Annotated in this window: 25 protein-coding genes; 12 read left to right on the top strand and 13 right to left on the bottom strand. The window is 71.3% G+C overall.

Annotated features, from left to right (window positions below):
• Positions 1–127: 127 nt before the first annotated feature.
• The 4 genes from M2302_RS21550 to M2302_RS21535 form a co-directional block, all read right to left on the bottom strand.
• A complete protein-coding gene (locus tag M2302_RS21550; RefSeq protein ID WP_280839663.1) occupies positions 128–397 on the bottom strand; it encodes a hypothetical protein in 270 nt (89 codons plus the stop codon).
• Positions 398–1,098: 701 nt separating this feature from the next.
• Entirely contained in the window at positions 1,099–1,890 is a 792-nt protein-coding gene (locus M2302_RS21545; RefSeq protein WP_280839662.1) for a phosphotransferase, read from the bottom strand.
• 14 nt (positions 1,891–1,904) lie between these two features.
• Positions 1,905–2,393 carry a hypothetical protein gene (locus tag M2302_RS21540; RefSeq protein WP_280839661.1) on the bottom strand — a complete coding sequence of 163 codons (489 nt, stop codon included), beginning with the start codon at positions 2,391–2,393 and terminating at the stop codon, positions 1,905–1,907.
• A gap of 170 nt (positions 2,394–2,563) precedes the next feature.
• The gene (locus M2302_RS21535; protein ID WP_088963196.1) at positions 2,564–2,896 is read right to left on the bottom strand and encodes a hypothetical protein; all 333 of its coding nucleotides are present in this window, start codon (positions 2,894–2,896) and stop codon (positions 2,564–2,566) included.
• 299 nt (positions 2,897–3,195) lie between these two features.
• On the opposite strand from M2302_RS21535, the gene M2302_RS21530 reads away from it, so the two are divergent.
• A complete protein-coding gene (locus M2302_RS21530) occupies positions 3,196–3,486 on the top strand; it encodes a hypothetical protein (protein ID WP_280839660.1) in 291 nt (96 codons plus the stop codon).
• A gap of 59 nt (positions 3,487–3,545) precedes the next feature.
• Here the strand turns inward: M2302_RS21530 and amcA are convergent, their stop codons facing one another.
• Positions 3,546–3,728 (bottom strand): multiple cyclophane-containing RiPP AmcA, encoded by a 183-nt coding sequence (gene amcA / locus M2302_RS33170; RefSeq protein WP_348529438.1) that lies wholly within the window; start codon positions 3,726–3,728, stop codon positions 3,546–3,548.
• A gap of 442 nt (positions 3,729–4,170) precedes the next feature.
• On the opposite strand from amcA, the gene M2302_RS21525 reads away from it, so the two are divergent.
• Positions 4,171–5,505 carry a helix-turn-helix transcriptional regulator gene (locus M2302_RS21525; protein WP_280839659.1) on the top strand — a complete coding sequence of 445 codons (1,335 nt, stop codon included), beginning with the start codon at positions 4,171–4,173 and terminating at the stop codon, positions 5,503–5,505.
• Here M2302_RS21525 and M2302_RS21520 read toward each other — a convergent pair.
• On the bottom strand, positions 5,502–6,158 hold the full coding sequence (locus M2302_RS21520) for an HAD family hydrolase (protein WP_280839658.1): 657 nt from the start codon (positions 6,156–6,158) through the stop codon (positions 5,502–5,504). The two genes, M2302_RS21525 and M2302_RS21520, sit on opposite strands and share 4 nt — an antisense overlap.
• Before the next feature lie 79 nt (positions 6,159–6,237).
• Positions 6,238–7,089, bottom strand: a complete 852-nt coding sequence (locus M2302_RS21515) for an IS5 family transposase (protein WP_280839657.1) — start codon at positions 7,087–7,089, stop codon at positions 6,238–6,240.
• 110 nt (positions 7,090–7,199) lie between these two features.
• On the opposite strand from M2302_RS21515, the gene M2302_RS21510 reads away from it, so the two are divergent.
• Positions 7,200–8,441: an IS701 family transposase gene (locus M2302_RS21510; protein ID WP_280839656.1), complete on the top strand. Its 1,242-nt coding sequence runs from the start codon at positions 7,200–7,202 to the stop codon at positions 8,439–8,441.
• 191 nt (positions 8,442–8,632) lie between these two features.
• On the opposite strand, the gene M2302_RS21505 is transcribed toward M2302_RS21510, so the two are convergent.
• Genes M2302_RS21505 through ccsA form a run of 5 tightly spaced genes read right to left on the bottom strand, consistent with a single transcriptional unit; the run spans position 8,633 to position 13,187 of the window.
• Positions 8,633–9,529, bottom strand: a complete 897-nt coding sequence (locus M2302_RS21505; RefSeq protein WP_280839655.1) for a cytochrome c-type biogenesis protein — start codon at positions 9,527–9,529, stop codon at positions 8,633–8,635.
• Positions 9,526–10,092, bottom strand: coding sequence for a redoxin family protein (locus M2302_RS21500; protein ID WP_280839654.1), 567 nt, complete (start codon positions 10,090–10,092; stop codon positions 9,526–9,528). The genes M2302_RS21505 and M2302_RS21500 overlap by 4 nt, the downstream gene beginning before the upstream one ends.
• Entirely contained in the window at positions 10,089–12,032 is a 1,944-nt protein-coding gene (locus M2302_RS21495) for a cytochrome c-type biogenesis CcmF C-terminal domain-containing protein (protein ID WP_280839653.1), read from the bottom strand. Before M2302_RS21495 ends, M2302_RS21500 begins: the two co-directional genes overlap by 4 nt.
• Positions 12,022–12,432 carry a cytochrome c maturation protein CcmE gene (locus M2302_RS21490; protein ID WP_280839652.1) on the bottom strand — a complete coding sequence of 137 codons (411 nt, stop codon included), beginning with the start codon at positions 12,430–12,432 and terminating at the stop codon, positions 12,022–12,024. The genes M2302_RS21495 and M2302_RS21490 overlap by 11 nt, the downstream gene beginning before the upstream one ends.
• A complete protein-coding gene (ccsA, locus tag M2302_RS21485; RefSeq protein ID WP_280839651.1) occupies positions 12,429–13,187 on the bottom strand; it encodes a cytochrome c biogenesis protein CcsA in 759 nt (252 codons plus the stop codon). The genes M2302_RS21490 and ccsA overlap by 4 nt, the downstream gene beginning before the upstream one ends.
• Positions 13,188–13,326: 139 nt before the next feature.
• Between ccsA and coxB the strand changes: the two genes are divergently transcribed.
• The 9 genes from coxB to M2302_RS21440 are packed head-to-tail and all read left to right on the top strand — an operon-like array spanning position 13,327 to position 22,070.
• Complete coding sequence (coxB, locus tag M2302_RS21480; protein ID WP_280839650.1) at positions 13,327–14,370, top strand: cytochrome c oxidase subunit II; 1,044 nt, start codon at positions 13,327–13,329, stop codon at positions 14,368–14,370.
• 17 nt (positions 14,371–14,387) lie between these two features.
• Positions 14,388–16,313 (top strand): cytochrome c oxidase subunit I, encoded by a 1,926-nt coding sequence (gene ctaD, locus M2302_RS21475; RefSeq protein ID WP_280839649.1) that lies wholly within the window; start codon positions 14,388–14,390, stop codon positions 16,311–16,313.
• Positions 16,310–16,936, top strand: coding sequence for a cytochrome c oxidase subunit 3 (locus M2302_RS21470; protein WP_280839648.1), 627 nt, complete (start codon positions 16,310–16,312; stop codon positions 16,934–16,936). The genes ctaD and M2302_RS21470 overlap by 4 nt, the downstream gene beginning before the upstream one ends.
• Positions 16,933–17,337 carry a hypothetical protein gene (locus tag M2302_RS21465; protein WP_280839647.1) on the top strand — a complete coding sequence of 135 codons (405 nt, stop codon included), beginning with the start codon at positions 16,933–16,935 and terminating at the stop codon, positions 17,335–17,337. The genes M2302_RS21470 and M2302_RS21465 overlap by 4 nt, the downstream gene beginning before the upstream one ends.
• A complete protein-coding gene (locus M2302_RS21460; RefSeq protein ID WP_280839646.1) occupies positions 17,325–18,239 on the top strand; it encodes a cytochrome c oxidase assembly protein in 915 nt (304 codons plus the stop codon). Before M2302_RS21465 ends, M2302_RS21460 begins: the two co-directional genes overlap by 13 nt.
• A complete protein-coding gene (locus tag M2302_RS21455) occupies positions 18,236–18,628 on the top strand; it encodes a c-type cytochrome (protein WP_280839645.1) in 393 nt (130 codons plus the stop codon). Before M2302_RS21460 ends, M2302_RS21455 begins: the two co-directional genes overlap by 4 nt.
• Before the next feature lie 3 nt (positions 18,629–18,631).
• Positions 18,632–19,435, top strand: a complete 804-nt coding sequence (locus M2302_RS21450) for a c-type cytochrome (protein ID WP_280839644.1) — start codon at positions 18,632–18,634, stop codon at positions 19,433–19,435.
• Positions 19,432–20,295 (top strand): Rieske (2Fe-2S) protein, encoded by an 864-nt coding sequence (locus M2302_RS21445; protein ID WP_280839643.1) that lies wholly within the window; start codon positions 19,432–19,434, stop codon positions 20,293–20,295. The genes M2302_RS21450 and M2302_RS21445 overlap by 4 nt, the downstream gene beginning before the upstream one ends.
• The gene (locus M2302_RS21440) at positions 20,292–22,070 is read left to right on the top strand and encodes a cytochrome bc complex cytochrome b subunit (RefSeq protein WP_280839642.1); all 1,779 of its coding nucleotides are present in this window, start codon (positions 20,292–20,294) and stop codon (positions 22,068–22,070) included. Before M2302_RS21445 ends, M2302_RS21440 begins: the two co-directional genes overlap by 4 nt.
• Positions 22,071–22,370: 300 nt before the next feature.
• Here the strand turns inward: M2302_RS21440 and M2302_RS21435 are convergent, their stop codons facing one another.
• Positions 22,371–22,559, bottom strand: a complete 189-nt coding sequence (locus M2302_RS21435; protein ID WP_280839641.1) for a hypothetical protein — start codon at positions 22,557–22,559, stop codon at positions 22,371–22,373.
• Between the last annotated feature and the right edge of the window lie 52 nt (positions 22,560–22,611).

Here is a 22,611-nt window from a genome sequence, read left to right as displayed (position 1 = left end):
CCGCCGCGGGGCTGGATGAGGCTAGTCGCCCGTGTGAGTTGCCAGCTCCGGGACGATTCGGGGTCCTGGTTGTCCTCGGTCGACACGCGACCGTAGAAGGCGAAGGGTTTCGGTTGAGGGGTGGTCATCAGTTCTCCTGGTTCGAGTTGTCCGTGCAGCGGTCGTTCACGCGTCTGAGCAGCTTCAGTAGGGCGGCAGCGGCGCCGGGGTGCAGCTCGGGTGGCTGGCCCGGAGCCGCCACGCTGGTGAATCCGTTCGTTGCGCGGCCGTCGACGTTGTCGACCGTCCATGAACCGTTGTCTTCGCTGCGCTGGTCAAGTGGCTTGTCCGGTGCCCCGGCCGTTGCCGGATCGGGCTCCTTGCCTTGCTGATGTTGGTCATCGGGCGGCAGCGTCATGCGCCTCCGTCCGGCGGTTGGCCCGGCCGAGACACGCGCCGGTGGGCGTGCATCGTTCGCTCCTTGGCCTTCGCGACCCCGATGCGAAAGAGGGCGGACTGGAGGGCGATGCCAGCATCGGCTTCGTGGGCGGGCGGGGTGGTGGCGCTGTAGCTCGATGCGTCGGCGACTCGCGCCCTGGCGGATGGGTGGGTTGTCATGGGAGAGGTCCTCCGAAAGTTGGTCGTGTGCCGGTTGCTCCGGCGGGCATGAAGAAGCGGCCGGTGCCGTCGGGCACCGGCCGCTGATTGAGCAGGGCGGGTATTACATCATTGCGGTTGTCATGTCTCTTGGCAGCCTCGACATGGGCGAGCGCTGCTTGATGGCGAGGCTTGCTGCCGCGCGTCCGGGTGAACTAGCAATGCTGTGGAGAGCACTTTCTTCACACCGAAGAGGTCACTGGTTCGATCCCAGTATCGCCCACCATAGATACATGCAGGTAGGAAGCCCGTCACCGGTTCAGCCGGTAACGGGCTTCCGCGCTGTTGCCCCTTAAATTGGGAGCAGATTGGGAGCAGGGCGTTCGGCTCTGGGGTCCGATCGCCGTGGGGGCGCCCGGCGGCGGCCTCGGGTTACCGGTCCGACCGGGCTGGCCGGCTGATGGAGGACTTGGAGCTACCGGTACCGGGCCCCATGTCACGAGGGAGCCGTCCCGCTATCGCTCATGTGCCTGACTGATGGCTGGCGGTCCGGTGGGCTGCCCACTCACCGGTCCACGTCGCCAGGTCGTGTACCCAGCTTTCGGTGCTCTGCCGGGACTTGGCCGACCACTTGGATGCGTTCTTTGACGCGAAGTCGTCCAACACCTCGCGGTCGGTCGCGGTCCATGCGGGAAGCTGCGTCAGCCACTCTTCTGCCTGTTCGGCGCTGTGGCCGCTGCCGATGAGCCACTGGACGAGCAATGCGAGTTCGACCCACGGAGCTGCCTTCGTTGCCCATGCCCAATCGACGATCCGTAGGCCGTGCGGAGTCACGATCAAGTTGGCCGGATTGAGGTCGGAGTGGATGAGTATCTCGCCGTCCATCGCCGGGTGTGCGAACCCGAGGCGGGCTGGCGGGGTGAACCATGACTCGCCGGGCGCGGGAGTCTCCTGGAGTCCCTTGAGTGCGACGGCGAGCAGATCGAGATCCGCACTGCCGGGTGACAGGTCGGGGTGGGGACCGGCGAGATGCTCGGTCCCCACCACCAGCCAGCCATCGGAGTCGAAGTGCCACAGGACTGCGGGCGGGTACCGGTCGATGGCCTGGGTTACCGCCAGTTCGTAGCGCAGTGACCGAACGCTCAGCTCTCCAGAGGCCGCCTTGACGAAGACCTGACCGGCTGGCCCGGTGACCGTCGAGGCGATCTCCGCATGGTTCCCACTCGTAGCCGGGGCTACGCCGAAGGCTCCGCCGACCCGTTCGGCGATCCCTGTCGTGACACTCTCCGGCAGAGCGGTCCAGTCGCTACGCATCGGTTCTCTTTCTGCTACTTGCCGGGCTGAGGCGGGTTCGGCGGACAGCAGGACTCGGCCTGGCCACCCCAGAATTCCATGTCGACGCGGTAGCCGGTGTCGTGCAATGCCGCGAGTGTGTAGGTGATGGCGGTGCCGTCCTGCATGGCTTCGGTCAGGATCGGCCGGTGGTGCACGTAGTGGCCCGCGATCTCCCTGCAGGCGGCCGTGTAGGGCTCGCTGATCTGGAGGGCGGCGTGCCAGACAGCGTCGACCGGCCTGGTCGGCACGACGCGGTAAGACTCGCCGGTCGGCAGGAGCATCCCGAAGTCGGGCTTGTCCACGCGGTCGGCGTACGCCTTCAGAAAGACGAGGAACTGCCCGACCGCACGCTCGGCGTAGCCCTGGGTCACCTCCTGCCTGGCGGCGAAGTAGTGGGCGATCTTGTCGAACACCTCGGCCGAGACGAGGGTGCGAGGGTCTGCGGCGATTGTCGTGGCCGGCCTGTCTGCGGTAATACTCAAGACTCCTCCTTCATTCTGTGCGGGTCAGCGAGGAAGGTGCGTCATCGCGGTACCTTCGAGGCTGAGTTGCGTCGGTGCATGTCATGTCGTGGATCGGATCATGAGGCGCGGAGGGCTCGGGCGGGTCGGTTACGGAGGCCCTCTCATCCTCAGCAGGTGACAGCGCATGGTCACCGGCCCTCCACGATCGACTTTCGGAATGGCCCCCAGGCGACGAAGCGCTCGAACATCTCGCGCGGGCTCGGCCCGTCGTGCGGGTTCAGATGGAGCAGGTCGCGCATCGCCTCGTACATCAAGCCGCTGAGGTAAATCGACAGGGCGGGGAGAGCGGACTCGTACTCAACCTTCAGTAGGAGACGCGCTTCGGCGCAGGGCCATGGCTGGCCGCACGAGCGGCACACCCAGATCGGCCTCAACGGGGTGTGTGGGGGTGCTGTCTCCGTCCTGTAGCTCGGCCGGATCGGCTTGGGCCCGGCACTTGGGATCGGCAGCTTGGATGTCACCAGCGGCCTCCATTCGGGCGCCGCTCCCGCCCGGAGCGAGGTGCCCACCCGGCCTGGCTGCGGGATCGGCAGCGGCACAGTGAGCTCCATGCCGCACCGAGGGAGGTGATGGCACTCACCTTCAGCGGTCTCGACAGCAGTCGCCGACCGATTGGGCGGTGTTGATCGGCACAGGGCTGCTGGTGCGGTGAGAGTTGCAGCGCAGAGGGTGTACGGCGAGACCGGAGAGGTCGGGTCGGCCTCGCGGTTGGGCCGATTCGCCGGGCCGCAGACGCTGGACGACGAGGCGTGCGCAGCCGGTGAAAGCCCGATCGAACGCAGGCATCAAGCAGCCGGTTGGTGCCGAGTACGTTGGCTTGGGCGTAGTCGACGAACTCCGCGGCCGACGGCGGCCGGACTCCTGGCCGGGCGGCCAAGTGAAACACGGTGTCGCGGCCGTCCAGGGCGTCGCCGAGTTGGTCGGTGGACAGGTTCCGGCACACCGGGGTGCACAGCCGATTCTCGACTGCCGCCAGGTTCTCATCGGCGATGGCGTGATCACCAAGCCCGCGACGGTCGAGGCCAACGACCTTTACGCCGCGGGAGAGTAGCGCGTCGACCAGATATGGGCCGATGAATCGGGCAGCGGCGGTCACCCGCACACGGGCCATCATCGCTGCCTGCTGATGTCGGTCCGCTGCGCGAACACCCGCTGCCACACATGCGTTAGGAGGGGAGGGTCTCCCGGCGATACCGCCGCCCGGTCGGTAACCACCCGCACCGAGACGGGAACCAAGTGGTGTGGGGTGTCCGTGGTTCCGGCGAAGGCGTGCTGCGAGATATACAGGGTCATGGCGCCACCGGTCGACGAACCCAGCTCCTCGGCCAGTCCTGGCGGACCCGCCGGAATCCCGGCGGGTCCGCCATCGCGAGGCGGCGGCTGGGAGCACGCCGCCGGTCACCCGCCCGCGCAGCCCCGATGGCGGTACGCGGACGAGGAGTCACCCTCACGAACGCGCATCCGGCCACCGCCACAGTCAGCCGAGCAAACTCCCTGACCGCCTTGCCAGATTCGATCAACCTGTCCACCATGAATCTCCTGGCGTCGATGACAATGGGCCAGTGAGCCGGCCCGCCGCTCCGCAGCGGTCTTCGATGCTCAACAACAGCGAACCGTCCACAGGAGTCGGGCGGTACCGTCCACCAGCCGTCCGCTCGCAACCAGGCGGTGACGAGCCGTAGCGGAGGTAGCTAGCGTCGACTGCGGTCGACAAGCAATGCGCGGAGGTGTTCAGATGGCCGGACGGCGCTATCCCCCCAACCGGCGGCTAGCGTGGGAGAGACTTCAGCGGGGCTGGTCGTACGAGGAGGTCGCCGAGCGCATCCGCGCGGGGATGAGCCACGCCGGAGAGACGGACACCGGCCTCAACGCCAACACGGTGCGGCGATGGGAGACCGGTGAACGGTGGCCCGATCCCCGCTACCGCAAGCACCTGGTGGCCATATTCGACAAGCCAGCCAGCCAGCTCGGCCTCCTCACCGCTGACGAGCTGGCCATGTGCCCGCAGGCGGAGACATTGCACGAGTTCAGGAGGTTGTGGGACATGCTTACCGGTGATGAGAGCGAAGCCGGCTGGGACCGGGCAGCGGTCCTGCGCGCACTGTTCGGCGCCAGCATGCTGCCACTGGTCGCGCCGCTGCTGTCACTGGACCCGCAAGCAGCGCACGCCGACACGAAGACCAACGACCCGGACGCTTACACCGACATCGTCCGCTGCCAGCGGGCGCTGTACTGGACCAGCCCGGCCCGGCCGCTCTACGAGGCCGCATACGCCCACACCCAGCTCGGCACCGGACTCGTCCGCGCGGCGAGCGGCACCAGCCGCACTACCCTCGCGGCCGCCCTCGCCGAGTCCGCGCTCCTCACCGCCCGGCTGGCGTTCTTCGACCTCCACCAACCCGCCATCGCCCAGCGCTGCTACGACGTCGCCCTCGCCGCGACCCGGGAAGCCGGAGACCACGCCCTGGCCGCCGCCGTCCTCGGCCATATGGCCTTTATCCCCGCCTTCAGCAACGACTCCTCCGCCGCCCGCCCACTGGTCGACGCGGCGCTCCAGCACACCTGGCACGGCGTCAGCCCGGCCGTCCGCTCTTGGCTGCACTGCGTCGCCTCGGAAGTCGAGGCCCGCGCCGGCGCCGGCGCCGCCAGCCGCCACCAGATCGACCTCGCCGCAACCGCGATCGAGGCCAACCCCACCCCACCGGAATGGCTCGACTTCTACGACGCCGGCCGGCTGCGCTCCTTCGCCGGCTACGCGGCACTCGCAGCCGACGACCACACCGAGGCCGCCAGGCAGCTCACCGAGGCCCTCGCCGGCCTGACCTCTAACGCAGCTAAGCAGCGCAGCGTCATCCTCGCCGACCTCGCCTCCGCACACAGCGACGACGGCGACCACGCCGCCGACTACCTCAACCAGGCGGTGGACGCCCTACACAACGACTGGTACGGCACCGGCCTCGATCGAGTCAGGGAAGTTCGGCCCATACTCGGCGACAGCCGGCAGGGCAGGCAGTTCGACGAACGCGTCGCCGCCCTCGCCGCCAGCCGAGCCGCCCTACCCGGCAGCTAGGCCGCCGACTCGTTGTGCTTGCGCACCAGCTCGGGCAGCTCAGCCAGCGAGTCGAGCCGGAACAAGCAGCGCTCGCTGACGGCCTTGTCGTCGAGGATGTGCCCCCACGGGCCGCGCCGTACCAGCGCGGTCGCGATCCCGGCGTCCTGCGCGGGCCGGATGTCGTTGTCCAGCCGGTCACCGACGTACAGCACCTGATCGGCTGGGCAGCCAGCCTCCGCGACAACCCGCTCAAAGAACGCCGCCGACGGCTTTTCCACGCCCCAGCCGTCCGACGTGCCGATCACTTCCACCGGCAGGTCCAAGGCGCGCAGGATCGTCTCGGCCCTTGCCGTCTGGTTACCGGCCAGGCCAACCTGCACGCCCAACTCACGCAGCGCGGCCAGGCACGGCCGAGCATCCGGGTAGAGGTTCTCCTCGGAGAAGTGCTCGGGCTGGCCGACCGCTGCGCGGCGCTTCCGTTCCTCGGTTAGGTCGAAGCCGGGCCGGAAGACTTGGAACGTTTCCCGGTAGTCCAGACCGCGAGCGATCACAGCCCCGAAGACCGCCGAGAACGTGTGCCGGGGCACGCCCAGCCAGTCCGCCCAGGTTCCGTATTCCCGGGACTCGTCGACGATCGTCTCGCCCACGTCGAAGTACACGCTCGCGATCACCCTGCGATTATGCCTTGCCCGTGCCCGAGTGCAGGAGTGCGCCTACGGTCGCCCGTAGCTAGGCCGTGTCTTCAAAGGCTCACAACCATTGCAGTAGCGCGGCGATGGTGACCGTGGCCTGGTACGAGGTTGCGGTCTTGTCGTAGCGGGTAGCGACGCTGCGGCACTGCTTGAGCCGGTTGAAGCAGCGCTCCACGACGTTGCGGCGCTTGTAGAGATGCTTGTCGAACACCGGCGGCCGGCCGCCCCGACTGCCTCGTCGGCGGCGGTTGGCCTGCTGGTCAGCGCGCTCAGGAATGGTGTGCCCAATGCCTCGTCGACGCAGGTCGGACCGGATGGACTTCGAGCTGTAGCCCTTGTCGGCGATGACGTGGTCCGGGCGGACCCGAGGGCGGCCAGTTCCTACCCGCTCGACACGGATGGCAGCCATGACGTGGGCGAAGCGGGTGCAGTCGTTGACGTTGCCACCAGAGAGCACGAAGGCGAGAGTGCGGCCCAGGCCGTCGCAGGCGAGGTGAAATCTTGGTGGTGAGTCCACCTCGACTTCGACCGAGGGCGTGATCTTGTGGTTCGTCCGTTTCTCGGCGCCCCCTTTAGCGCCAGCGGAGTGCTGGTGAGCTCGCACAATGGTCGAGTGGACCGACACCAGCCAGTCGATGTCCCCGGCCGCGTCCGCGTCGGCCTGCGCACCGGCGAGCATCCGCGCGAACGTGCCGTCCAGAGCCCACCTGCGGAAACGGGTGTAGATCGACTGCCAGGACCCGTACCGGGCGGGTACGTCCCGCCACGCCGCGCCCGCCCGGATCTTCCACACGATTCCGTTGAGCACCCGCCGGTCATCGGCACGGGGCCGACCAACGGTTACCGCCGACGGCAGGTACCGCGACAGCGCTTCCCACTCGACGTCAGACAACTCGTAGCGACGACCCACGCGCTACATCATCCGACACCAAGATCCTTTGAAGACACCGCCTAGTAGTGCTTTGTTAGGTCGGCGTGTCGTTGGGGTGCTCGGAGTGGTCCGGGTAGTTCGATGTCGGGGTGACTCCTGACGAGCTTTCCGTTGTGCGGCAACGGCTTGAGGCGTTCGCGGCGGATGTGTTCACCCCGTTGCCCCGGTCGGATCAGCGGGCGAAGGGTGAGACGTATCTGCGGGGTCTGCTGCTGGATGGGCGGCGGAAGTCGATGCAGCCGATGGCGGATCGGCTCGGGGTGGATCATCAGGGGTTGCAGCAGTTCGTGACGACCTCGACGTGGGATACCACGGCGGTGCGGATGCGGCTGGCCGCTCGTGCGGTTGAGGTGGTCAAGCCGGTCGCGTGGGTGGTTGATGACACTGGCTTTCCGAAAGACGGCAAGAGCTCGCCGGGTGTGGCCAGGCAGTACTCCGGCACCCTCGGTAAGGTCGCGAACTGCCAGATCGGGGTGAGCGTTCACGCCGTCACCGACACCGCGTCGTGCCCTCTGGACTGGCGGCTGTATCTGCCGACAATCTGGGACGACGACGCTGTTGACGAGGCCGCCCGTCTCGGGGTGGCCGCGGCCCGGGCCCGCTGCGGCATCCCTGATGAGGAGCGTCATCGCCCGAAGTGGGCGCTGGTGGTGAAGATGCTCGACGAACTGGCCGGGCACGGGCTGCGTCCGCCGTTGCTGGCCGCCGACGCCGGCTACGGGGACAACAGCCAGTTCCGCAGCGTCTTGGATGAACGCGGGATCGGCTACATCATGCAGGTCAAAGGCGACGCCCTCGCGCACGAGCCGGGCGTGCAACCGATGCCGCGGGTCTGGTCCGGGCGGGGCCGCCCACCCACCCGTACCGACCCGCGCTACCCCAAGACCGCGGTCAGCCTGGTCGAACACGTTAGCGCCGCCGGACGCGCCGCCGCCGAAACGGTCACCTGGCGGGAAGGCTCGAAGGGCACGATGAGCTCCCAATTCGTCTTCCTGCGAGTGCGTCCGGCTGGCCACCGCGTCGCCCGTAACGCCGACGGCATCCTGCCCGAGCGGTGGCTGATCGCCCAGTGGCCCGACGATCAACCCGAGCCGGTCAAGTACTGGCTGTCCAGCCTGCCCGCCACCACCGATCACACCGACCTGGTCCGCTTCGGCAAGATCCGCTGGCGGATCGAACACGACTACCGCGAGCTGAAGACCGGCCTCGGTCTGGACCACTTCGAAGGCCGATCCTGGACCGGCTGGCACCGCCACGTCACCCTGGTCACCGCCGCGCACCTGTTCATCACCGAACTGCGTCTGGACCCAAAAGCGGCTGCGCCGGTCTGACCCTCTACAAGGTCATCCGCGAGCTGCAACGACTCCTCGCGACCTGGACCGGCGCCTGTCTCACCTGCCACCAACCCGTGAAACCGTTACACCGCAACAAATGCCACAGAACCTAACACAGCACTACTAGCTGCGACATACCCGGCACACGGCTGCGCTGATCGCGGATCTGGGCGCGCGCTCCGTCAGGGTCACGGGGCGGTGACCAGCAGACGGCTGATCTCCCCGGCGGCCGGGTGCTCCGGATCGACGGCCAGGAAGCGTCGCAGGGTGCGTGCCGCCTCGGCGGAACGGCTGCCGCGCTGCGCCAGCCCCAGCACGAGCAGCCCGTCCGGGGAGTCCGGAGAGCGGGCCAGCACCTCGCGCGCGGTCTGCTCCGCGCCCGTGGTGTCGCCGGCTCGAAGCAGCGCGAAGGCGAGCCGCAGTCGGATCCTGTCGTCCGGCCGGTCCCGTAGCGCCTCCCGGTACATCTGGGCCGCGGCCTGGTACCGGTCCTGGGTCTCCAGGTCGCGGCCCAGTTGCACGGCGACCGCGACCGGGTCGGCCGGTGGCGACTGCGGCGAAGGCCGGTCGAGACGGCCGGCGGCGACTGCCACCGACACCACGAGGGCGACCAGGCCGACCGACCCGGCCCGCCACGCCCGGCGGGCGGCCCGGGCGGTCGGCGCGCGCCGCGCCGCCATGGTGGGAGCGGTCGACGTCGCGCGGGGACGCAGCGTGCGCAGGGCGGCGTAGCCGCCGGCCAGCAGGGTCAACGCGGGTACGGCCCAGAGCAGCAGTTGCGCGCCGCGGGCTGGTGGATCGGTCAGCACCTCCGCGCCGTAGCGTTGGACGAACCACTGCCGGATCTCGTCGCGGTCCCGCCCCTGCGCCAGTTGGTCCGCCACCACCTGCCGCATCGCCGCCGCGATCGGCGACCGGGAGTCCGCCACCGACTCGCCCTGGCAGGCCGGGCAGCGCAGACCGGCGGCCGCCGCGCGGACCGGGTCATCCCGGTCGGTGTCGCCGGCCGACCGGACCAGTCCCGCGCCGGCCGCGGCTGTCAGGGCCGTGAGGACGAGTGCCGCCAGGGCGGCGCGCCACCTCATCCGGTCAGTAGCGGCGCCACCCGCTGCTCCAGCCACTCCCGGGTGACCACGCCCTGCTGCCGGTCGACGATGCGGCCGTCGCGGTCCACCACAAAGGTCTCGGGCACCCCCCGTACGCCCCAGTCGACCGACCGGCTGCCGTCCGGGTCGGTCAGCACGGTCAGCCCGCGCGTTCCGGTCTCGTCGAGCAGCGCCCGGACCGCCTCGGTGCCGTCCCGGACGTTCAGCCCGACCAGCCGTAGTCCCTGCGGCGACCACCGTCGTTCCGTTTCGACCAGCAGCGGCAGCTCATCCCGGCACGGGCCGCACCAGGAGGCGAAGACGTTGACCAGCAGCACGTGGCCGCGGGCGTCGGCCAGGTCGAACCGGCCACCGTCCAGGGTGGCGCCGGAGAGCGCCGGGGCCGGCGTGGGCGTCACACCGGCGGTGCCGACGGGTGCCGGCGTGGCGGGTGACCGGAGGCCGAGGGCGACCAGCGCGCCGACGGCGACGGTCACCGCCAGCACCAGCGCGGGGCCGGTGCGCAGCGCGCGCGGTCGTGGACGGGCTCCGCGGCTGATCATCTCGAGGTCCCGGCGGCGACCGGGTCAGGAGCTGGCAGGGCGACGTCCCGGTGCGGCCGGCGGCGGGAGCGGGCGGTGCCGATCGCGGCCACGAGTCCCCCGGTGGCCGTCAGCGCGCCGCCGGCCCAGAGCAGCCCGACGAGCGGGTTCACCGCGAGCCGTATGGTGGCACTGCCGCTGTCCGGGGCGACCGCGATCAGCGTCACGTAGGTGTCCCGCAGCAGCCCGGTGTCGATCGCCGGCACGGTGACTGCGGTGTCCCGGGCGGGGTGGTAGCGCAGGGCGGGCGTGACGGTTCGCTCCGGGCCGTCCGATTCGGTGAGCCGGAGTCGTGCCTGCACCGCCATGCCGCCGCTGCCGGCGGCCCGGTCCACCCCGGTCAGGCGTACGGTCGCGTCGGCCACCCGCAGGGCCTCTCCGGTGCGGAGGGTCCGTTCGGCGTCCTGGCCGTATGCCGAGGATCCGGCGACGCCCACCGCGACGAGGGCGATTCCGGCGTGCCCGATCAGCCCGGCGACCCTGCCCGGTCTCCGGTTCGGGCCGGCCGGCGGTAGCCGGCCGAGCAGCTCCGCGGTCAGGCCGGTGAGCACGAACGCCGCCGCGCCGAACGCGGTGAGCGTCGTCGGGCCGGGCCGGCTGAGCAGTCCCACCACGGCGACGGTGGCGAGCGCCACGCCGCCGGGTACGGCGAGTCGCCGCAGCGCCTGCGTCCGGTCGCGGACCCGTAGGGCGGGCGTCGCCCCCATCACCAGCAGCACCGCGATCGCCAGCGGTACCGCGGTGCGCTGGTAGTAGGCGGGTCCGACCGAGGTGCGTACCCCACCCAGCGGGCCGGAGAGCAGCGGGAAGATCGTGCCGATCAGCACCACCGCCGCGATCGTCACCAGGAGCACGCCGTTGACCAGCACGGCCGTGGTCCGGGACAGCAGCGGTGTGCTGCTGCGGCGGGCTGGCTCGGGGCCGCGGGATCCGGTCACGACGGTCGACACGACGACCGTCAGCAGCACGAAGCCGAGCAGCATCGGCCCCAGTGGTGAGTCGGTGAAGGCGTGCACGCTGGCCACCGCGCCGGACCGGGTGAGAAACGTGCCGAGCAGCACCAGCACGAAGCTGGCGCAGGCCAGGGTCAGGTTCCAGCCGGCCCGGCCGGCGGCGCGACCAAGGGTGGTGTGCAGGAAGGCGGTGGCGGTCAGCCAGGGCAGCAGGGAGGCGTTCTCCACCGGGTCCCACGCCCAGTAGCCGCCCCAGCCCAGCACCGCGTACGACCACCAGGCCCCGAGCCCGATACCCGCGGTCAGCGCAGCCCAGGCCGCCAGGGCCCACGGTCGGGCGGCCCGCAGCCAGCCCCGCCCGTCCCGGCCGGCCAGCGGTGCGGCGATCGCGAAGGCGAACGGCACGACCAGGCCGATGTAGCCGGCGTAGAGCAGGGGAGGGTGCACCCCCATCGCCGGGTGCTGCTGCAGCAGCGGGTTCGGTCCCGGGCCGTCGGTGGGTACCGGACCGACCGCCCGGAACGGGTTCGCGGCGAAGGCGGACAGCGCGAAGAAGAACATGGTCACCGTGCTGACGACCACCATCGCGTACGCGTGCAGCCGGGCCGGGTGCCGGCGGTGGGCCAGCAGTGCCGCGTACCCGGCAAGGATCAGCAGCCAGAGCAGCAGCGACCCGTCCAGGGCGGACCAGAGACTCGTCAGCGTGTAGTACAACGGCACCTGACGTCCGCCGTTCTCCGCCACGAAGCGGACGCTGAAGTCGTGCCGGAGCAGGGCCGCCTCCAGCAGGCCGCAGGCGACGACGGCGGTCGCCAGTGTCGCGGCGGTGGCGAGGCGGGCCGGTCGGGTGGGTACGGCGAACAGGGCCGTCCGCAGCCAGAGCAGGGCGGTCAGGGTAGCGCAGAGCAGCCCGACCGCGAGGCTCGCGGTGCCGAGGTCACCGAGCATCTACCGGCCCTGCCGGGGCGGTGGACGGCCGGTACTCATTACCGTGCCGGACCACGACGTGGTCGGAGCGGAACACCCTGTCCGGCGACAGGATGCCCTCGACGACCGCTCCCTCGCCCTCCCGGAACGTCTCCGGTGGGACGCCGCGCTGCTCGACGGTGATCTCGTGACCGTCCTCGGCGAGGCGGAACACCACGAGGTCGCCGGTCTGACGCAGCGACCCGGGCACCACGTCGCCGCCGAGGCGTACCCGTTCCCAGGTCGCGTCCGGGTCGCCGAGCACCTCGCCCGGGGTGCGGTAGTAGGTCAGGGTGTCCCGCAGCGCGCTGGTGACCAGCAGCGCGCCGGCGGCGAGGAGCACGGCGACGACGGCGGTCCGGCCCGCGCGGCGACGGATCATCCGACCCGGACCGGGACGCGGTCGCGGGCGGGGGACGCGTCGCGGGTCAGCCGGCGTTCCAGCCGGACCACCCGGTACAGCAGGACGCAGAGCGCGGCGAGCGTCGCGGCGGCCACGGCGAGCAGCAGGGCGACGCCCATCCTGGGGTCGATCGGCGGGCGCTGCGGGGCGAGCACGGTCGCCGGCTGGTGCAGCGACCGCCACCAGACGACGGAGAAGTGCACCACCGGGACGAGCAGGAAGCTGGCCACCCCGACGACCGCGGCCGATCGCGCCACCCGGTGGTCGCCTCCGTCGCGGGCCCCGGTCCGCTCACCCACCGCGCGGCGCAGGGCCAGGTAGCCGGCGTACGCGAGCAGGAGCAGGACGGTGCTGACCAGCCGGGGGTCCCAGGCCCACCAGGTACCCCAGACCAGGTGGCCCCAGAGCGACCCGGTGGCGATCGCGACGGCTGTCAGGGCCGCCCCGATCTCCGCGCCCGCCCGGGCGAACCGGTCCCAGCGCAGGTCCCCCCCGATCAGGTACGCCCCGCTGGCGGCCAGCACGACGGCGAACGCGGCGTAGGCCACCCAGGCGGCGGGGACGTGCAGGTACATCAGTCGCTGCGCCTGGCCCTGCAGCTCGTCGGGGGGCGCCAGCCACCCGCCGGCCACCGTCGCGGCCGCGGTGAGCCCACCGGCGAGCCAGGCCATCGTCCGGCGGCCGGCGGCCGCTCTGCCGGTGTCCGCGACAAGGTCCACCGTGGAGGCTCGCATGATCTCCCTGTCCGCGCCCCGAGGGGCGCTTGCGGATGAACGAGTGCGAACTCACCATAAATCGCTCTGGTCGCACCCGTCCGGGTATCAGTCGCAAACAGGGACAAACGGGGGTCAGAAGGGCCTAGTGTCGCTCCCGGTGGACACGACAGCTGGGATGACCCTGAGCGCGGCCCGACCCGCCGGGCGGCGCCGGCGACCGCGCCCTCTCCCGGCGCTGACGACGCTGTGCGGCGTGGCGCTGCTCGCCGGATGCGCCGGCAACCCGCCGTCCGCCCTGAACCCCGCCGGTACCGGGGCGGCCCGGATCGCCGACACCTGGTGGCTGCTGTTCTGGATCTCCACGGCGGTGGTTGTCGAGGTCATGGTGCTGCTGATCTGGGCGCTGGTGTTCCGGCGGGGCAACGCCCGGGTGCGCCACGGGCAGCCGCTGCGCTTCGTCACGATCGCTGGCGCCGGCCTGCCCTTCGTCATCCTCGTCGCCGTCTACGGAGTGGGTCTGCGCGACCTCGCCGCGCTCGGTGACCACCCCGGCCCGGACGCCCCCACCGTGGAGGTAACCGGGCACAAGTGGTGGTGGGAGGTGCGCTACCAGGGGGCGTCCGGAGCCACCGCCAACGAGATCCACATCCCGGTGGGGGAGCGGGTGAAGGTGCGCCTGCGCACCGACGACGTGCTGCACAGCTTCTGGGTGCCGCAGCTCATGCCGAAGACGGACCTGATCGCCGGCGAGACCCGGGAGACCTGGTTGCGGGCGGAGCGGGCCGGCCGCTACCGCGGCCAGTGCGCCGAGTACTGCGGCACCCAGCACGCCCACATGGCCTTCCTGGTCGTGGCGGAACCCCGCACCGACTTCGACGCGTGGCTGACCCGCCTGAACGCCCCGGCCCGTCAGCCGCGCACCGCGGCCGAGCGCCGCGGCCAGCAGGCGTTCCTGCAGGGCACCTGCGCCGCCTGCCACGCGGTGCGGGGCACCGGCGCCCAGGGCCAGGCGGGGCCCGACCTGTCGAACGTCGGCACCCGGTGGAGCCTCGGCGCCGGGGCGGTGCCCAACGACGCCGGGCACCTCGGCGGCTGGATCGCCAACCCCCAGACGGTCAAGCCCGGCAACGCGATGCCCCCACAGCCGGTCGACGCCGCCCAGCTGCCCGACCTCATCGCATACCTGCGGTCGCTGGAGTAGGCCGGGGAGGGGAGACGATGTCCACCACCACCACGCCGTCGCCCGGCGTCAGCCGGGAGGACCTGGCGCGGCTGACGGAACACTGGGGCGAGCGACCCTCGCTGCGGGCCTGGTTCAGCACGGTCGACCACAAGAGGATCGGCCGCCGCTACCTGGTCACCGCCGGGTTCTTCTTCGTCCTCGCCGGGCTCAGCGCCCTGGCGATGCGCACCCAGCTCGCCCGACCCGAGGCGGGCATCCTGTCGCCCCAGGAGTACAACCAGCTCTTCACCATGCACGGCACGGCGATGATCTTCCTGTTCGCCACGCCGATGCTCTTCGGGTTCGGCAACTTCCTGCTCCCCCTGATGATCGGCTCCCGGGACATGGCGTTCCCGAGGTTGAACGCCTTCGGCTACTGGGTGTTCCTGTTCGCGGGGCTGTTCATGTGGGCGAGCCTGCCCTTCGGCGCCGCCCCCAACAACGGCTGGTTCGCGTACGCGCCGCTGAACTCGGAGCAGCACAACCCCGGCCTGCACATGGACGTCTACGCCCTCGGGCTGCTCTTCCTCGGCATCTCGACGACCGCCAGCTCGATCAACTTCATCGCCACCGCGCTCAAGCTGCGCGCACCGGGGATGTCGCTGAACCGGGTGCCGCTGTTCGTCTGGACGATCGTGGCCACCGCGCTCATGGTGATCTTCGCGTTGCCGGCGCTGAACCTGGACAACGCGATGCTGTTCCTCGACCGCCGGTTCGGCACCCACTTCTTCGACCCGTCCGCCGGGGGGAACGTACTGCTCTGGCAGCACCTGTTCTGGATCTTCGGGCACCCCGACGTCTACATCATCGTCATGCCAGCGCTGGGCATCGTCTCCGCCGTGCTGCCCGCCTTCACCCGGCGCGGCGTGGTCGGCTACCCGCTGATCGTGCTGTCCATCGTGGCGATCGCGATCATCTCGTTCGGGGTCTGGGTGCACCACATGTTCGCCACGGGCCTGCCGGCGCTGTCCTACAGCTTCTTCAGCGCGGCCAGCACCATCATCACCATTCCGTCCGGCCTGCAGATCTTCGCCTGGCTGGCCACCATGCTGCTCGGTCGGCTGGTGATCCGCGTGCCGCTGCTGTTTGTCATCGGCTTCGTGGTGACCTTCGTGCTCGGCGGTGTCACCGGCACGATGTTCGCCATCACCGCGTTCGACCAGCAGGTCACCGACTCGTACTTCGTGGTGGCGCACTTCCACTACGTGCTGGTCGGCGGCGCGGTCTTCCCGATGCTCGCCGGCATCTACTACTGGCTGCCCAAGATCACCGGTCGGATGTACCACGAGCGGCTGGGCCGCTGGGCGTTCTGGCTGGTCTTCGCCGGCATGCACGTCACCTTCTTCCCGATGCACCTCTACGGCCTGTTCGGCATGCCCCGCCGGATCTACACCTACCCAGGCGAGCCCGGCTGGGGCGGGTGGAACCTGGTCAGCACGGCCGGGTCGTACCTGCTCGCCCTCGGACTGCTGCTCGTGCTCGTCGGCGTGGTGCACGCCGTCCGCCGGGGCCGGCCCGCCCCGGCGGACCCGTGGGACGCCGACAGCCTGGAATGGGCCACCGCGTCGCCGCCCGAGCCGTACAACTTCCCCGTCCTGCCCCGGGTGCACAGCCTGCACCCGGTGTGGGACGAACGGACCGCCGAGTCGACCGGCGCGGGCGCCACCGAGGACCGCATCCTCAGTGCGGGGCGCCGCACCCTGTTCACCAGCGAGCTGGACGCCCGCTGCGAGCGGGCGGTGGAGATGCCGGAGTCGACGTTGAAGCCACTCGTGCTCGCCGGCGCGCTGCTGATCTTCTTCACTGCCCTGCTCTTCGCCTGGTACCCGGTGGCGGCCGTCGCCATGGTCGCGGTCATCGCGACGATCGCGGTCTGGCTCTGGCCGCCCCGCCCGGATCAGGAACCAGGGGTGACGGCATGACGGGTCGGGGCGGAGTCGTGGCGGCGGCCACCGGCGCCGAGGCGCTGAGCACGGAGCTGCCGGTCGGCCGGTCCACCGGCTGGTGGGGCATGGTGATGTTCGTGGCCACCGAGGCCACCCTCTTCGCCTGCCTGATCGGCAGCTACTTCTACCTCCGCTTCCAGTACGGCCCGCAGTGGCCGCCAAACGGCATCGGGGCACCGGAGCTGGTCAAGCCGCTGGTGATGACGGCGGTGCTGCTGCCCAGCAGCCTGCCCATGATCTGGGCCGAACGCGGCATCCGGCGCGGCCAGCTCTGGCGGCTGCGGTCCGGGCTGGCCGCCACCATGGTGCTCGGGTTGACCTTTCTGGCCCTGCAGGCCACCGAGTACGCCGAGAAGCTCCGGCACTTCACCATGACCACCGACGTCTACGGCTCGCTGTTCTACCTGATCACCGGCTTCCACGGACTGCACGTCCTGGTCGGACTGACCATGATCGGCTGGCTGCTCGCCACCTCCCTGGGCGGCGGCTTCGGCGCCCACCACCACGAACGGGTCCGCAACGGCGCGATCTACTGGCACTTCGTCGACGCGGTGTGGGCCGCCATCCTGTTCACCATCTACCTCTCCCCACGACTGTGACGACCACGCGACCCGGCCCCCGGGCCCGCCTCACCGGCGGGCTGCTGCTCTGGTACGGCGTGCTCGGTGGCGCCGTCGCCTGGGCGGTGCACGTGCTCGTCGCCTGGGGCCTGGACGAACTGGCCTGCGCCGCCGGCTCCGAGCGCGTCTCCGCCGTACCGCTCGGGCCGGCCGTCGGGCTGGCGGTGGTCGTCCCGGCGCTGGTCACCGCGGGCTCGCTGGCGGTCGCCGCGCTGGTGTGGCGGCGCACCGCCGGCGCGCAGTCAGCGGGCGCCGAGGACCGGGCGTTCGGCCGGTCCAGGATGCTCGCCGTGGTGGGCATCTGGCTCAACCTGCTGTTCCTGACGATCATCGTGCTCGGCGGGGTCGCCGTGCTGGTGCTGCCGCCATGTCAGAGCTGAGCGTCTACCGGGCTCACGAGCCCGGTCAGAGTCCGGTCGCCGAGAGCCTGCTGACCATGCTGGCGGTCGTCACGGTCTGCCTGCTCGCGGCCGGCTACGGGCGGGGCGTCCAGGAGCTGTGGACCCGACGCGGTACCGGCCGGGTCATCCCAGGCTGGCGGGTCGGCGCCTTCGGTGCCGGGCTGCTGGTGCTGCTCGGCGCGGAGCAGGGACCGGTGCACGACGTGGCGGAGTCCGGCCTGGCCGGGCACATGGCCCAGCACATGCTGCTCCTGCTGGTGGCCGGGCCGCTGCTCGCGGCGGGCGCGGCGGGGCTGCCGCTGAGCATGGCCGCGCCACTGCCGCTGCGCCGGCTGCTCGCCCGCTGCCGGGTGGCGCCGCCGGTGCGCCGGCTACGCCATCCGAGCACGTACGCCCTGCTGGCCGGTGGCGGGCAGACCGTCGTGCTCTGGTTCTGGCACCTGCCCGGGCCGTACGCCGCCGCGGTCGACCGGCCCGCCGTGCACACCACCGAGCATCTGTGCTTCCTGGCCACGGCCTGGCTGTTCTGGGCCCCGGTGCTCGGCTCGCCACGGCACCGCGCGCCCGCCCCGGTGACGGTGCTGCTGCTGGCCGGCACCATGCTGCCCGCCTCTGCCCTCGGCGCCGTGCTCACCTTCGCCCCGCAACCGGTCTATCCACAGCGGGTGCTCGGCGCCGACCCGCTGGCCGACCAGCAACTCGCCGGCCTGTTGATGTGGGCGCCGATGGACCTGGCCGTGCTGGTCGTGGCGCTGGCCGTGTTCCTGCGCTGGCTGCTGCGGATGGACCGCGACCGGCCCGACGGCCTGCGCGGAAAGCCGGTACCCCAAGGGGCCGTACCGATGGCGACAACAGCTGAAACGGAAAGGATGGTCCGATGATGGTGCCCCGCCGGCTCTGGGCGCTCGGTGCGGCCCTCATGATCCTGCCGGTCGTCGCGGTCACCGCCTGCGCCTCGACGACCCCACCGCCACCACCGGAGTCGCGGACCGGACGGCCCGACCGGGGCGCGGAACTGATCGCCCAGTACGGCTGCGGATCGTGCCACACCATCCCCGGCGTCAACCGCGCCGGCGGCCTCGTCGGCCCGCCCCTGACCCGGTTCGGCGCCCGCTCCTACATCGCCGGCCAACTGCCCAACAACGCCGACAACCTGCAGCGCTGGATCGCCGATCCACAGGCGGTGGAGCCGGGCACCGCCATGCCGAACCTGGGCGTCACCGCAATCGACGCGCAGGACATCGCCGCCTACCTCTACACCCTGGACTGACCTATGCGGCGATCACGAGCGGCCATCCGTCGGCCCGCCCTGCACCCGCACCGAGCCCTCGCGGTCGGGACGGTGCTGCTGCTCGCCGCAGGCCCGGTGGCGCTCGCCCCCGCACCGCGCCCCGGGGAGTCCGCGACCCCGGCCGCTTCCGCACCACCGGCCGGCACGGGGGACCGGGGCGCCCCGATCTACCTCGAGCACTGCGCCAGCTGCCACGGCGAGCAGGGGCAGGGTACGCAGCGGGGACCGTCCCTGATCGGCGTCGGTCCCGCCTCCGTGGACTTCCAGGTCTCCACCGGACGGATGCCGGTCTCGCAGGAGGTACAGCAGCCCCAGCGTCGGGAACCGGCGTTCTCGGCCGACGACATCGCGGCACTGGTGGACCACGTCGACAGCTTCGGCGGCGGCGGCCCGCAGATCCCCCAGGTCTCGGCGGGAAACCTGACCTCCGGCCGGCAGATCTTCGCGGCCAACTGCGCCCCGTGTCACGGCGCGACCGGCTCCGGGGCCGCGCTGACCAACGGCCGGAGCGCCCCGCCGCTGTACGACGCGACGGCGACGCAGGTGGCCGAGGCGGTCCGCGTCGGCCCGGGGCTGATGCCGGTCTTCCCCGGTCAGGTGCTCGACGACCAGCAGGTCAACGACGTGACCGCCTACGTGCAGCGGCTGCGCAGTGAGCGGCTGGACCGGGGCGGCAACCCGCTCGGCCGGCTCGGCCCGCTGGCCGAGGGGCTGGTCGCCTGGCTGGCGGTACTGGCGCTGCTGGTGGCCGCCGCCCGATGGTTGGGCAGGAGGGCGGGGGATTGAGCGGTCGACGTCCGTCGACGAGCGAGCGGGCGGCGAGCCGTCGGGTCGTCGCCGCGTTCCTGACCAGCACGGCCGGGGCGGTGGGGTTCGCCGTGACGTACGGGCTGGGCGGCAACACCCGCTGGGAGGGGATCTGCCTCGCGGTGGCCTTCGCCGGACTGGCCGTGGGCCTCGCCGTCTGGGGGCGGCGGCTCGTGCCGGTCGGCGGCTACGTCGAGGAGCACGAGGGCTTCGCGCCAACCCCGGCGGAGCAGGCGATGACCGCCGCGGTGCTCACCGCGCCGGACAGCCCGGTGCGGCGGCGGGGCCCGCTCGCCGCGCTCGGGCTGGCGCTGACCGCGCTCGGCGCCGCCGCGCTGTTCCCGCTGCGCTCCCTGCTGCCGTTCCACGGTGCCCGCCCGGTCCAGGACCTCAAGGACACTCCGTGGGGGCCGGGCGTGCGGCTGGTCGACGCCGACGGACGACCGTTGCGACCGCAGGACGTGCCCGCCGACACCGTGGTCGGCATCTTCCCGGAGGGTCACCTCGACACCGGGGACGGGCCCGCCTTCGCGGTCCGCCTCGACCCGGCGCGTTTCTCCCGGCCGCCCTCCGGCGGGCACCTCGACGGCTTGGTCGTCTACTCACTGCTCTGCACGCACGCCGGCTGTCCGGTCCGGCTCTACCTCAAGGGCGCCGCAGGGGTGCTCTGTCCCTGCCACCAGTCGTCGTTTGACCTGCTGGCGGACGCCCGGCCGGTCGCCGGCCCGGCTGCGCGGGCGCTGCCCGGTCTGCCGATCGAGGTCGGGCCGGACGGCTTCCTCCGCGCGACCGGCGACTTCACCGCCCCACCCGGCGCCGGCTTCTGGAGCCGGCCGTGATCACCGACCGGCTGGCCAGAGCGCTCGACGACCGGCTGCGGCTCTCCCCGGTCACCCGCCGAGCGCTGGCGAAGGTCTTCCCCGACCACTGGTCGTTCATGCTCGGCGAGATCGCGCTCTACTCGTTCGTCGCGCTGATCCTCACCGGCGTCTACCTCACCTTCTTCTTCGATGCCAGCTCCGCCGACCGGGTCTACCACGGCGACTACGCCCCGCTGGACGGCGCCACCACCTCCGCCGCGTACGCCTCGACCGTGCGGCTCAGTTGGGACGTCCGGGCCGGTCTGCTGGTCCGGCAGACCCACCACTGGGCCGCGCTGGTCTTCGTCGCGGCGATCGTGCTGCACCTGGCCCGGATCTTCTTCACCGGCGCGTTTCGCAAACCCCGTGAGCTCAACTGGCTGATCGGCGTGACCATGCTGACGCTCGCCCTCGCCAACGGCTTCACCGGCTACTCCCTGCCCGACGACCTCGTCTCCGGCGTGGGCCTGCGGATCATCACCTCGGTGGTGGAGTCGATCCCGGTGGCCGGGGCGTGGCTGGCCGCCCTGGCCCTGGGCGGGGAGTTCCCCTCCGACGCGATGATCCCCCGGATGTACGTCACCCACGTACTGCTGGTGCCCGCCGTCCTCGTCGCCCTCGTGTCGCTGCACCTGGGGATCCTGGTGCGACAGAAGCACACCCAGTTCCCCGGCCCGGGACGGACCGAGCACAACGTGGTCGGGTCGACGCTGTGGCCGAGCTACACACTGCGCACGCTCGCCCTGTTCGCCTGGGTGCTGGCGGTGCTGTTCGCCCTCGGCGGCCTGGTGCAGATCAACCCGGTCTGGATCTACGGCCCGTTCGAACCGGCCCAGGCCACCTCACCGGCTCAACCCGACTGGTACGTGGCGTGGGGCGACGGCGCCCTGCGGCTGTTCCCACCCCTGGAGTTCCGCATCGCCGGGCGTCTGGTGCCGGCGCCGTTCTTCCCCGGCGTAGTGCTCGGCGGGCTGACCTTCCTCGCCCTCTACGCCTGGCCGTTCGCCGAGCGGCTGCGCACGAAGGACCACCGACAGCACCACCTGCTCGACCGGCCCCGCGACCACCCGGCCCGGCTGGCCGTCGGGGTCGTAGCGCTGACCTTCTATGTGGTGCTGACCGTCGCCGCCGGGGACGACATCCTCGCCCGGCTCCTGGGGGTGCCCGTCTACGACCTGCTGTCGGTGTTCCAGGTGCTGGTGCTCGTCCTGCCGCTCCTCGCCGGGCTGCTCGCCTTCCTGGTCGCGCGGGCGCTGCGCCGCGGCGACGCCGCCGGCATCGGCGAACTCACCCGCGCCGACCTGCGGCGGGCGGCGCGGCGGGCGGCCCCCGGGTCCGACGGTGAGGATCCCTCCGGTGCCTCCGACATCCCCGCCAGGGACAGGCCGGGGGAGCGAATCGAGATGTGGCCGGAGGGCGAACTGTGGCGGTGGCGCTACCGGGACGAGGCACGGCACATCGTCATCACCGCGAACCGGGCCGTGCGATCGGAGGAGGAGGCGGTCTCGGCTTCCCGGCTCGCGTACCCCGGGGTCGACCGGGTGGTGGTGCCCGGGCCGCCCCCGCCCCCACCACCCGGCCCGATCCGCGTCGCCCTGCGCCGGTGGGGCCGCGCCGCAGCCGCCGGGTCGCTACTGCTCGCGGCGCTCGTCGACCGGCGGCGGGACCGCCGGCGACAGGAGCGGGAGCGAACGGATCGCGCGTCGCCGCCGGAGCCGTCGGACGAGACGACGACCGGCGCCGGGCGGACATGAGACAGCTGCGGTGCGTCGCCGTGATCCGGTCGACTCGCCTGCGGGGCCCCGCGGTGCAGCGCGACGGTGACGGTCGCACCGGGGGAGAGCATGAAGGACCTGTCCCGGATGGCCACCGGGACGGGCTGTTCCGACCCGGGGGCGACCGAGATTCGCAACCGCTCGTGCTAGACATGCAGGGAGATCAACTGGTTGCGGTACCGGATCACGCAGTCGAGCTGGTCGAGCCCGTCGGGCAGCACCGGGTTGAGCCGGAGCAGGGTCCGGGGATTTGGCGTCTTTGGTGCTGCGCGGTCCGGACTATGGGCGAGAGACGATGGACAGTCGGAGGCCGGTCTCCGTCTCCTCGATGAGCACTCGTTCGCCGTGGCTGTGGTCTGGCAGCATCGCGTCGTACATTTCTTCGTTGCTGACGTCCACAGTGCGACCGGACCGGCCGATGAGGACGATGAGTACGGCGCGCAGGTTGACGTCGCTGAGGTAGCGCATGGGGGTCGTCTCCGTAGGTACTGCTGCTCGGTTCGACATGAAGGCAGTTCAG

This window comes from Micromonospora sp. A200 (assembly GCF_029893845.1).
GTDB lineage: Bacteria > Actinomycetota > Actinomycetes > Mycobacteriales > Micromonosporaceae > Micromonospora > Micromonospora purpureochromogenes.
This window is presented reverse-complemented; position numbering and strand designations above follow the sequence as displayed.

Excerpts from the sequence above, each read along its gene's own strand:
- M2302_RS21545 (WP_280839662.1), bottom strand. The coding sequence starts at position 1,890 with ATGCGTAGCGACTGGACCGCTCTGCCGGAGAGTGTCACGACAGGGATC.
- ctaD (WP_280839649.1), top strand. The coding sequence starts at position 14,388 with ATGTCCACCACCACCACGCCGTCGCCCGGCGTCAGCCGGGAGGACCTG.
- M2302_RS21495 (WP_280839653.1), bottom strand. The coding sequence starts at position 12,032 with ATGCTCGGTGACCTCGGCACCGCGAGCCTCGCGGTCGGGCTGCTCTGC.
- M2302_RS21470 (WP_280839648.1), top strand. The coding sequence starts at position 16,310 with ATGACGGGTCGGGGCGGAGTCGTGGCGGCGGCCACCGGCGCCGAGGCG.
- M2302_RS21490 (WP_280839652.1), bottom strand. The coding sequence starts at position 12,432 with ATGATCCGTCGCCGCGCGGGCCGGACCGCCGTCGTCGCCGTGCTCCTC.
- M2302_RS21455 (WP_280839645.1), top strand. The coding sequence starts at position 18,236 with ATGATGGTGCCCCGCCGGCTCTGGGCGCTCGGTGCGGCCCTCATGATC.
- M2302_RS21450 (WP_280839644.1), top strand. The coding sequence starts at position 18,632 with ATGCGGCGATCACGAGCGGCCATCCGTCGGCCCGCCCTGCACCCGCAC.
- ccsA (WP_280839651.1), bottom strand. The coding sequence starts at position 13,187 with ATGCGAGCCTCCACGGTGGACCTTGTCGCGGACACCGGCAGAGCGGCC.
- M2302_RS21460 (WP_280839646.1), top strand. The coding sequence starts at position 17,325 with ATGTCAGAGCTGAGCGTCTACCGGGCTCACGAGCCCGGTCAGAGTCCG.
- M2302_RS21550 (WP_280839663.1), bottom strand. The coding sequence starts at position 397 with ATGACGCTGCCGCCCGATGACCAACATCAGCAAGGCAAGGAGCCCGAT.
- M2302_RS21505 (WP_280839655.1), bottom strand. The coding sequence starts at position 9,529 with ATGAGGTGGCGCGCCGCCCTGGCGGCACTCGTCCTCACGGCCCTGACA.
- M2302_RS21525 (WP_280839659.1), top strand. The coding sequence starts at position 4,171 with ATGGCCGGACGGCGCTATCCCCCCAACCGGCGGCTAGCGTGGGAGAGA.
- M2302_RS21500 (WP_280839654.1), bottom strand. The coding sequence starts at position 10,092 with ATGATCAGCCGCGGAGCCCGTCCACGACCGCGCGCGCTGCGCACCGGC.
- amcA (WP_348529438.1), bottom strand. The coding sequence starts at position 3,728 with ATGACCCTGTATATCTCGCAGCACGCCTTCGCCGGAACCACGGACACC.
- M2302_RS21435 (WP_280839641.1), bottom strand. The coding sequence starts at position 22,559 with ATGCGCTACCTCAGCGACGTCAACCTGCGCGCCGTACTCATCGTCCTC.